The sequence below is a fragment of the Paenibacillus sp. GCM10027628 genome (assembly GCF_042676385.1).
Classification (GTDB): domain Bacteria; phylum Bacillota; class Bacilli; order Paenibacillales; family NBRC-103111; genus Paenibacillus_E.
Genome location: NZ_JBHTHA010000003.1, coordinates 194,661 through 204,312 on the forward strand (window position 1 = coordinate 194,661; position 9,652 = coordinate 204,312).

Here is a 9,652-nt window from a genome sequence, read left to right on the forward strand (position 1 = left end):
TAACGTACCATATTTGAAAGGGAGTGCCTGTCGTTGTCTTTGTTTGATCTAAACTTACAAGATATCCACGCGAAGCTTCAGGGCAAAGAGCTTAAGGTCGCCGATCTCGTGGATCAATCCTATACACGCATCCAAGAAGTTGAAGGGAAAGTTCGCGCATTCCTTACTTTGGATGAAGAAAATGCAAAACAAACAGCCAAACTGTTGGATGAGCAGTTGGGCGTGGGTAACGTTAGTAACCCATTGTTCGGTTTACCTATCGGGATTAAAGATAATTTGGTCACCGAAGGCTTGAAAACGACCTGCGCGAGCAAATTCTTATCGAATTATAACCCTATTTACGATGCGACGGTTGTAAGCAGATTGAAAGAAGCGCAAACCGTAACCATCGGCAAGCTCAACATGGACGAGTTCGCCATGGGCGGATCCAACGAGAACTCCGCGTTCCATACGACCCACAATCCATGGAACACGGATTACGTGCCAGGCGGCTCCAGCGGCGGCTCCGCTGCAGCAGTAGCTGCGGGCGAAGTGTATTTCGCCCTCGGCACCGACACCGGCGGCTCCATTCGCCAGCCGGCTGCTTACTGCGGCATCGTCGGTCTGAAGCCGACATACGGTCTCGTGTCCCGATACGGTCTCGTCGCATTCGCATCCTCGCTCGACCAGGTCGGGCCGCTGACGAAGAACGTCGAAGACTCCGCGTACCTGCTGCAAGCGATCGCAGGATACGATCCGAAAGATTCCACTTCGGTGAACGTTGAAATCCCCGACTACCTCAGCGCTTTGACTGGGGATGTCAAAGGACTTCGCATCGGCGTGCCAAAAGAGTACATGGGCAAGGGGATCGACCCTGCCGTAAAAGAAAAAGTGCTCGAAGCGCTGAAAGTGCTGGAGAGCCTCGGCGCTGTTTGGGAAGAAGTATCTCTTCCGCATTCCGAATATGCAGTAGCTGCTTACTACTTGCTCGCTTCGTCGGAGGCATCTTCGAACCTGGCGCGCTTTGACGGCGTCCGCTACGGCGTTCGTTCTGACAATGCACGCAACCTGCTCGACGTATACCATATGTCGCGCAGCGAAGGCTTCGGCCCAGAGGTGAAACGACGCATCATGCTCGGCACCTACGCGCTCAGCTCGGGGTACTACGATGCGTACTACCTTAAAGCGCAAAAAGTCCGCACGCTGATCAAGCAAGATTTTGATCAAGTGTTTGAGAAATACGATATCATCATCGGGCCGACGGCTCCAACGCCTGCTTTCCGTATCGGCGAGCAGAGCAACGATCCGCTTACGATGTATTTGAACGATATTATAACCATTCCGGTCAGCTTGGCGGGTATTCCTGCGATCAGCGTACCTTGTGGCTTCGTAAACGGTCTGCCGGTCGGCTTGCAAGTCATTGGCAAAGCGCTCGATGAAGCTACGCTTCTGCGCGTAGCCCATGCGTTCGAGCAGAACACCGATCACCACAAACAACGCCCGCAGTTGTAGAGGATGTTTAAACGAAGGAGGCTTTCATTTTGACGGCAACGGATACACAATTTGAAACGGTAGTTGGTCTGGAAGTTCACGTTGAACTTCATACCGCTTCCAAAATATTTTGCAGCTGTGCGACTTCGTTCGGAGCCCCTCCGAATACGAATACATGTCCGGTATGCCTCGGTCATCCGGGCGTTTTGCCTGTATTGAATCGTCAAGCGGTGGAGTATGCGATGAAGGCAGCCATGGCGCTGAACTGTACGATAGCAACCCACAGTAAATTTGACCGTAAAAATTACTTTTACCCGGATTCGCCGGATGCATATCAAATCTCGCAATATGACCAGCCGATCGGCCAGAACGGGTGGATCGATATTGAAGTGAACGGCGTGACCAAGCGTATTCGCGTGAATCGCGTTCATCTGGAAGAAGATGCGGGCAAGCTGACGCACGTTGACGGCGGTTATGCCTCCCTTGTCGATTTGAACCGGGCGGGAACGCCATTGATCGAAATCGTATCCGAGGCCGATCTGCGTTCTCCAGAAGAAGCACGAGTTTATCTTGAGAAGCTTCGGGCGATCATGCTCTATTGCGACGTTTCGGATGTGAAAATGGAAGAAGGCTCGCTGCGCTGCGACGCTAACATTAGCCTTCGTCCATTCGGACAAGAGAAGTTCGGCACGAGAGCCGAACTGAAGAATATGAACTCGTTCCGCGGTGTCCAGCGAGGACTCGAGTACGAGGAATACCGTCAAGCGGAAATCCTCCGCGATGGCGGTGAAGTCGAGCAGGAGACGCGCCGCTGGGACGATGCGCAAGGCAAAACCTTATCCATGCGCGGCAAGGAACAGGCACATGACTATCGCTACTTCCCGGACCCTGATCTGGTTAGTCTTTACATCGACGATGCGTGGAAAGCAAGTGTGAAGGCGACCATCCCTGAGCTGCCGGATGCCCGTAAAGCGCGATATGCTAGCGAGTACGGGTTGCCTAGCTATGATGCCGATGTGATCACCGCCTCCATGAAGCTGGCGGATTTCTTCGAAGAGAGCTTGCAGTATACGAAAGACGCCAAAGCCGTCTCGAACTGGATCATGGGCGATCTGCTCGGCTATCTGAATGCCAATAACCTTGAACTTCAAGATGTGAAGATCACAGGAAGAGGCTTAGGTGAAATGATCGGATTGATCGAGAAAGGCACGATCTCCAGCAAAATTGCCAAAACCGTCTTCAAGGAACTGATTGAAACCGGAAAGGATCCTCAAAAGATCGTTGAAGAGCAGGGACTCGTACAAATCAGCGATGAAGGCGCCATTAAGGCTGTTGTAGAGCAGGTTGTAGCGAATAGCCCTCAATCTGTAGCGGATTTCAAGGCGGGTAAAGAAAAAGCGGTAGGATTCCTGGTTGGACAAGTCATGAAAGAAACCAAGGGCAAAGCGAATCCAGGACTCGTCAACAAATTAATTGTCGAGTGCCTGAACAGCAAATGATTCGCCCGCATGAAAGTCTTCACCGCGTTTTAGCGTTATAGTGAAACTAAACTTTCTGATGTGGTAATGTATAAAGTGGTGATCCTTTCCAGGACACCACTTTTTCTCATCTATAAAGGGGGATCCCGCTTGACTATCCAACCGCTTGCACTTCAAACCAACGAAGAGATTTTAATCCTGCTCTCCTTACAAATCGCATCATATCGTGTTGAGGCCGAAATGATCGGCTTTGATGACATCCCGCCACTGAAGGATGGTATCGCTTCGATTCGCGAAGCGGACGAGACTTTTTACGGCTATTACGCCGAAGAAGGAGGAAGGAGCCATCTTGCAGGAGCCATTTCTTTTTCTCGTGAAGGAACGATTGTAACGATCTGCAGAATGATGGTGCACCCGGATTATTTTAGACGCGGCATTGCCCGCGCATTGATTCAATATGTACTGGATGACCAGCAGAGGAGCGGGGCTTCCCGATTTATTGTATCTACCGGCACGGCCAATCTTCCGGCAATTCAATTGTATGAGGGCTTCGGTTTCGTACAGCGCAGGGTCTTCACCGTTCCTCCTGGCGTCAGCCTGACCACTTTCGAGAGACCCACAGAGGTTTGATTTCTCAATTCTTGAAGAAAAGTTTGAAGGGGAATTCTCATCGGCGTCGTCTAATTTTAAGGACATACGGAGAGGGGGAAGTCAGGCATGGACAATTTGACGGATGAGCAGCTGATCGATCGGGTCCGTCAAGGTCAATCCGAGGCCTATCGTGTATTGGTGGAACGGCACAAGAGTTACATCTATACGATCGTTTACCGAATGGTAGAGCACAAAGAAACTGCCGAGGACTTAACCCAGGAAGTATTCGTGAAGCTGTTTCGCTCATTAATTCATTTTCGTGGCGATGCGAAGTTTACTACCTGGTTGTACCGTTTGACGACGAATCTTGTAACGGACTACCGCCGTTCTCAGAAGCGGAAGTCTTACGTGGCGCTCCTCGATAAAATGAAAAGCTGGCTGACAGATGCCCGAGAGCAGCCTGAGGAGGTCGTTATACTTAAGGATGAACAGCAGCGTATGCAAGATTTGCTTTCGAAACTGCCGGATAAGTATAGATTGATCATGTATTTGTATCATTATAAGCAGCTCTCGTATCAAGAAATGTCCGAGGTCACCGGATTACCCGTTAAGACCCTTGAAACTAGATTGTACCGAGGCAAAGCGATGCTCAAGGAAAAATGGTTGGAGGTGAATCCGCATGAGTCTGAACCATCCAGACGACGCCCGGCTCACGCAATCCCTAAATAAGCTCTTGGATGAGATGCCGCTGATTGACCCCCCGTCCGCATTCTCAGATCGTGTCATGTACTCCATTCTCGGACCGGAATCTACGCAGACGCTAACTGGAAAAAAGTCGCGCCGAAGAAGTGAGATCATCAATAGCTTCATCGCAGTCGCTGCCGCTTTACTCTTGATCCAGTCGGGTATCGTGAACAAGATCTTGAACATCGATACAGGAATCAATCAGCTAACAGCCTACATTCAGCATCTTTCCCAATTTCTGCAATCGTAAATTATACCAGATTGGAGGCGTCAATCATGAACATGCCTAAAGACAACCATCGCATACCAGAGTTTCCTGCACATGATGATCTGCTGCAAGATCCTTACTCGCGACCTACGGCTCCAAATTATACGAATATGCCCTATGCACCTTATTTTCAAGCTCCCAAGAAGCGCAAATTCGTGGCAGGCCTGCTTTCTTTGCTCGTGCCGGGGACCGGTCATTTCTACCTTGGGCTCATGCAGCGCGGCCTGTTCATCATGCTGCTGCTCATTCTCGACATTTTCACAATCACAACGCTTGTTTCCCAAGATCGACAGGAGCATGTTGTCTCCGTGCCGATGGTAACGCTTTTTGCTTTGTTTCTTCCGGTCATTTACTTTTACAACGTTTTCGATGCCCTGCAGGCTACGGATAACGTAAATCGGCGCAATGAGTTCGGAGAGTTCGCGAACGGCGCTGAGGGCAGTTTCACACAGGATCCGTTGCAGAAACTGTTTCGCGGCAGCAACCTCGGAGTTATGCTGATCACTATCGGTGTATTGTTTTTCTTATTAAGCTCCAAACCTCGTTGGTTCGCGGGACTTTTTGATTTGATGGGTTCCTACATCGGTTCTGTCGTGCTTATCGTCGCAGGCCTTGCCATGTTTTTGCTGGAAACTCGTAAAAATAAATCGGAATGATGCTCCTGCCGAAACTGCCATCATTGACAAAAGTCGAGAAGCACACGTACAATATAATGTAAAGCATTATCGACTAACATCAGGTGGTGAGTATCATGACAGTACATTTAGAACAGGCTCTAGCCAAGTTAAAAACAACCGGTGTTCGGATGACCCCTCAACGGCATGCCATTCTATCCTTTTTGCTGGATTCTATGACTCATCCGACCGCAGATGACATTTATAAATCGCTTGAATCGAAGTTTCCTAATATGAGCGTTGCAACTGTGTACAACAATCTCAAAGTATTTATTGAAGCCGGACTTGTACGCGAGCTTACTTATGGAGATAGCTCTAGCCGTTTTGATGCGGATATGACCGATCACTATCATGCGCTTTGTGAAGTATGCGGCAAAATTACGGATTTCGAGTACCCGCCTCTCCATGACGTTGAGGAAACCGCAGCTCAGCAGACGGGCTTTAAGGTTCGTGGTCATCGATTAGAGGTTTATGGCGTTTGCGCGGATTGTACGGGGATTACCAAGCATTAACTTTAGCAGAACTCCTCATTTCCTACATCTATGTTGTATAATGAAACGTGTTCAGAACTTCTCCAATGGAGAAGGGAAGAGCGCGTTTTTCTTTTGCATTCTCCCAGAAGGAAGTGAAGATTTGCACCCCATGCCGACAGAATACCAATTGCATCGTAGAAAGTCTCTTAGAAGAATTTTGTTCTTATTTTTTATTGTTTTTATAGGTCTAGCGTCGGGTGTAGCATTTTTTCTATGGCAATACTTTGCGCCGAATAGACAGCATGTAGAGACGGATTATCATGATCTGAAGAAAGCCGTGTTTTACCATGGCAATTATTTTCCGACAAGCGCGATCGGTGAAAAAGAAAGCTTAAAGCTTCCCCTCGAACTCATTCAGGAATGGGTGGATCCGTCCATTATATATGAGAAAGCCAGTGATTCTGTCATCATCACTACCAAAGATAAGGTCTTACGCTTTAAAACTGCTGAGCTGTCTGCCCTAATGAACGAGAAACCTATCACATTGTCATTTCCAGTAGAGAAGAAAGATAATGAGATTTTCGTGCCTATTGAGCCCCTGCGTCAATTATATCCTTTTGATATTCGTGAGTCGGAAAAATCAGGAACTGTCATTCTGCATAAGCAAGGTGACACTATCATTTGGGGCAAACAAACGAATCCGGATGGTGCTGAGGTCCGTACCGAAGCGACGATTAAGGCGCCGATTGTTTCTACTCTAGCATTAAACGAGCAGGTCATGATTCTAAGTGAAGAAACGGATTGGTTAAAAATACAGCAGGAAAGCGGTCCAATTGGTTACGTTCGTAAAGCTGATATTATCCAGGATCATGAGGAAACTATCCCTGTTCAAGAGACTACGGCTGCTTATGTGCCTTGGAAATCGCTCAGCGGTAAGCTCAATATGACTTGGGAGCATGTGATCACCAAGAATCCGGATACGACCAAAATAGGCGATATGCCTGGCCTCCAAGTCATCAGCCCAACATGGTTTTCTTTATCTGATGGACAGGGCCAAGTGAAGAATATGGCTGATCCAACCTATGTCAAATGGGCACAAGGACGGGGATATCAGGTTTGGCCGATATTCAGCAACGGCTTCGAGCCTGACCGTACCTCACAAGCATTGTCTACTTATGATTCCCGTATGAAGATCATCAAGCAGCTTCTTGGCTTTGCCCAAACTTATAAATTGCAAGGGTTTAACATCGATTTCGAAAACGTGTATCTCAAAGATAAAGAGAACCTCGTCCAATTCGTTCGGGAAATGACGCCGTTTATGCACGATCAAGGATTGGCCGTCTCGATTGATGTAACGCCAAAATCGACAAACGAGATGTGGTCGATGTTTTACGACAGACCTGCTCTCGCTGCGGTCGTGGACTACATGATGGTCATGGCCTACGATGAATATTGGGCTTCAAGTCCTAAATCCGGATCAGTGTCCTCTTTGCCTTGGACGGAGAAATCGATCACTCAATTGCTTAATGGCGAAAAGGTCCCGCCTAATAAGCTTGTCCTTGGGGTTCCATTCTATACACGTCAATGGACAGAAGAAACCAAAGGCGGTAAGACAACCGTAAGCTCCAAAACTTTAACCATGGAAGCCGCCCAAACGATTATTAACGATAAAAAGCTGACACCAGCATTTTCTCCCGAAACGGGTCAGAATTATGTGGAGTATAAAGAAGGTGAGAAGCTCATGCGGATTTGGCTGGAAGACGAGACCTCATTGAAATCAAGAATTGAACTTGTTAAAAAATATGATCTGGCAGGAGTCGCTTCATGGAGAAGAGGCTTCGAGCAACCGGCTATGTGGAAAGTCATTCAAGATACTTTGGAGAAAAAATAATCCCTAAACAAGAAAAGCCGACCCGCGAGGGATCGGCTTTATTACTTGGATCAATGAGGCTTATGCTCATGGTCTCTGTTCGGTTCGAGCTGCGGGGTAAGTGGTGTGGAATTCTCGTTCTCTTCGGCCGGTTGATATTGCGGGTCGACCGTTAAAATCGTTTTGCAGAACATACAGCGATCGGTCTTGCCTAACATTTTCGTTCTCCTGCCGCATTCCGGACAATCGATAACGGTTGCCGAAGTTGACAGCATGCCCGCCCAGAAATAAATCCCCATGCTGACCATCATACTGATCATACCGATAATCATAAAGATGATAGCCATAATTCTCCCGGCCTTACCCCAATCGAAAACGACACCGGCTAGTCCAACGATCATTAACAGCATGCCGCCCATCGTCATAGCCAGACCCCATAAGCGGAATTCATTCACTTTACTTGATTTCAAACGCACGAGTTTCTTTCCTCCCCATATGCTATCTAATTCGGTTTTTTGTATGATTTGTCACAGAAATCAGCAGGAAACTCTGTCCGCGATGTAGAAATAGGTTTACAAACAAAAATCAAGACAGGAGCTTCTGATATCATGGGAATCGATAAAGAGCAGGTTTTGCTTAAGTTCCGAAATGACTCAAGAATCATCAGTGTCATGGCGGTTGAAAACCCAAGGCAACTTCCCGCACTGACAGATGGTTTCGATACACTGCTTCTTATCATAACGAACGACCTGAGCCTGAACAATCATGCTACTAATTATATAAGAGACGATTCTAGGATACAAGAAAGATGGGTTGACCCAACATCGCTGGAGCAATGGATTCGCCATGGAATTAATCGAAATATCATTCACTGGCTGCTAAAAGGGGAGATACTTCTGGATCACAATACGTACTTGGAAGGACTTCGCCACAGAATGCTTGAATTTCCGGTTGATCTACGGGAGCACAAGCTTCTGGTTGAGTTCTCCCTGTTTCTTCGCAAGTATTCACAAAGCAAGGAATATATACTTGATGAACATTTACTAGATGCTTATAACAATGTTTTAGAAGCACTGCATCATTGGGCTCGCATTGTCATCATCGAAGACGGATACCATCCCGAAATTACAGTTTGGAGACAAATACGTGCAATCAATCCGGGAGTCTATAAACTCTACGAAGAATTAACGACGAGTAAAGAAACGCTAAAACAAAGAGTTCAGCTCGTTCTTCTAGCTTGTGAGTTCTCGGTCATGTCCAAAATGGAACGATGTTGTGAGGCGCTCATACGTATATTGGCCGACAATGATCATCCTCTGAGTACAGATGAGCTGCAGCGGCACCCACTATTGGAGGAAGTAAAGGTGGATCTCCCGCTTTTACTGAATAAACTAGTGAAGAAAGGCTTAATCAAAGAAATTGCCGTACCCGTTGACGAGGAATTTACTGAGTTGGAGCTGCAGTACTCCCCTTTACAATAACGCTATCCCTATGAAGGATTGGACTTTGTTCCGATTCTTTTTTTATGCTTGACTTTGTTGCGGATTCTATGATAAATTAACTTTCGCCGCTAAAAACGGTTCACTTTCGAAAGCATCGATGTAAGACAAGCAAGAAAATGGAAAAGAAAAAAAGCTTGCATTGATTAGCTTGAATGTGATATATTATAAAAGTCGCCGCTAAACGGATGACGAAGAAAAACGAAAGAAATTGTTCTTTGAAAACTGAACAACGAGTGAAGAAGCAAGTCGAGTAATCGACTCTAAACTTGAAGAGATTGCAAAATCTCGTCAGCTTTGAAATTGAGCTATTCAGCTTAACAAATAGGTTTTACCTTTTTGGAGAGTTTGATCCTGGCTCAGGACGAACGCTGGCGGCGTGCCTAATACATGCAAGTCGAGCGGTCCCTTCGGGGATAGCGGCGGACGGGTGAGTAACACGTAGGCAACCTGCCTGTAAGATTGGGATAACTATCGGAAACGATAGCTAAGACCGGATAGCTGGTCTTTTCGCATGAGAAGACCATGAAACACGGGGCAACCTGTGGCTTACAGATGGGCCTGCGGCGCATTAGCTAGTTGGTA

10 protein-coding genes and 1 rRNA gene are annotated in these 9,652 nt (G+C 47.3%); 10 read left to right on the forward strand and 1 reads right to left on the reverse strand.

Translation table 11 applies throughout. The features are described from left to right. Window positions 1-33: 33 nt before the first annotated feature. The 8 genes from gatA to ACFQZT_RS07795 all read left to right on the forward strand — a co-directional run bounded on the left by gatA (window position 34) and on the right by ACFQZT_RS07795 (window position 7,589). The gene (gene gatA / locus ACFQZT_RS07760; RefSeq protein ID WP_379298327.1) at window positions 34-1,491 is read left to right on the forward strand and encodes an Asp-tRNA(Asn)/Glu-tRNA(Gln) amidotransferase subunit GatA; all 1,458 of its coding nucleotides are present in this window, start codon (window positions 34-36) and stop codon (window positions 1,489-1,491) included. A gap of 26 nt (window positions 1,492-1,517) precedes the next feature. Further along, window positions 1,518-2,969: an Asp-tRNA(Asn)/Glu-tRNA(Gln) amidotransferase subunit GatB gene (gatB, locus tag ACFQZT_RS07765; RefSeq protein WP_379298354.1), complete on the forward strand. Its 1,452-nt coding sequence runs from the start codon at window positions 1,518-1,520 to the stop codon at window positions 2,967-2,969. 129 nt (window positions 2,970-3,098) lie between these two features. Continuing rightward, window positions 3,099-3,578 (forward strand): GNAT family N-acetyltransferase, encoded by a 480-nt coding sequence (locus ACFQZT_RS07770; protein ID WP_379298329.1) that lies wholly within the window; start codon window positions 3,099-3,101, stop codon window positions 3,576-3,578. Between the two features lie 87 nt (window positions 3,579-3,665). Next, on the forward strand, window positions 3,666-4,268 hold the full coding sequence (locus tag ACFQZT_RS07775) for an RNA polymerase sigma factor (protein WP_379298331.1): 603 nt from the start codon (window positions 3,666-3,668) through the stop codon (window positions 4,266-4,268). Further along, window positions 4,219-4,533, forward strand: a complete 315-nt coding sequence (locus ACFQZT_RS07780) for a hypothetical protein (RefSeq protein WP_379298333.1) — start codon at window positions 4,219-4,221, stop codon at window positions 4,531-4,533. The genes ACFQZT_RS07775 and ACFQZT_RS07780 overlap by 50 nt, the downstream gene beginning before the upstream one ends. Before the next feature lie 26 nt (window positions 4,534-4,559). Further along, entirely contained in the window at window positions 4,560-5,207 is a 648-nt protein-coding gene (locus ACFQZT_RS07785) for a DUF6677 family protein (protein ID WP_379298335.1), read from the forward strand. A 95-nt stretch (window positions 5,208-5,302) separates the two neighbouring features. After that, the gene (gene perR / locus ACFQZT_RS07790) at window positions 5,303-5,737 is read left to right on the forward strand and encodes a peroxide-responsive transcriptional repressor PerR (RefSeq protein WP_379298337.1); all 435 of its coding nucleotides are present in this window, start codon (window positions 5,303-5,305) and stop codon (window positions 5,735-5,737) included. Between the two features lie 130 nt (window positions 5,738-5,867). After that, window positions 5,868-7,589: a glycosyl hydrolase family 18 protein gene (locus ACFQZT_RS07795; RefSeq protein ID WP_379298340.1), complete on the forward strand. Its 1,722-nt coding sequence runs from the start codon at window positions 5,868-5,870 to the stop codon at window positions 7,587-7,589. 50 nt (window positions 7,590-7,639) lie between these two features. On the opposite strand, the gene ACFQZT_RS07800 is transcribed toward ACFQZT_RS07795, so the two are convergent. Then, window positions 7,640-8,044, reverse strand: a complete 405-nt coding sequence (locus ACFQZT_RS07800; RefSeq protein ID WP_379298342.1) for a DUF2614 family zinc ribbon-containing protein — start codon at window positions 8,042-8,044, stop codon at window positions 7,640-7,642. 132 nt (window positions 8,045-8,176) lie between these two features. On the opposite strand from ACFQZT_RS07800, the gene ACFQZT_RS07805 reads away from it, so the two are divergent. Together ACFQZT_RS07805 and ACFQZT_RS07810 are read left to right on the forward strand one after the other, a co-directional pair. Then, window positions 8,177-9,049 carry a nucleotidyltransferase-like protein gene (locus ACFQZT_RS07805; protein WP_379298344.1) on the forward strand — a complete coding sequence of 291 codons (873 nt, stop codon included), beginning with the start codon at window positions 8,177-8,179 and terminating at the stop codon, window positions 9,047-9,049. Window positions 9,050-9,403: 354 nt separating this feature from the next. Next, window positions 9,404-9,652: ribosomal RNA gene (locus ACFQZT_RS07810) — 16S ribosomal RNA — on the forward strand; the annotation flags it as partial.

Coding starts and splice junctions, on each gene's coding strand:
- ACFQZT_RS07775 (WP_379298331.1), top strand. CDS start 3,666: ATGGACAATTTGACGGATGAGCAGCTGATCGATCGGGTCCGTCAAGGT.
- ACFQZT_RS07780 (WP_379298333.1), top strand. CDS start 4,219: ATGAGTCTGAACCATCCAGACGACGCCCGGCTCACGCAATCCCTAAAT.
- ACFQZT_RS07785 (WP_379298335.1), top strand. CDS start 4,560: ATGAACATGCCTAAAGACAACCATCGCATACCAGAGTTTCCTGCACAT.
- perR (WP_379298337.1), top strand. CDS start 5,303: ATGACAGTACATTTAGAACAGGCTCTAGCCAAGTTAAAAACAACCGGT.
- ACFQZT_RS07795 (WP_379298340.1), top strand. CDS start 5,868: ATGCCGACAGAATACCAATTGCATCGTAGAAAGTCTCTTAGAAGAATT.
- ACFQZT_RS07805 (WP_379298344.1), top strand. CDS start 8,177: ATGGGAATCGATAAAGAGCAGGTTTTGCTTAAGTTCCGAAATGACTCA.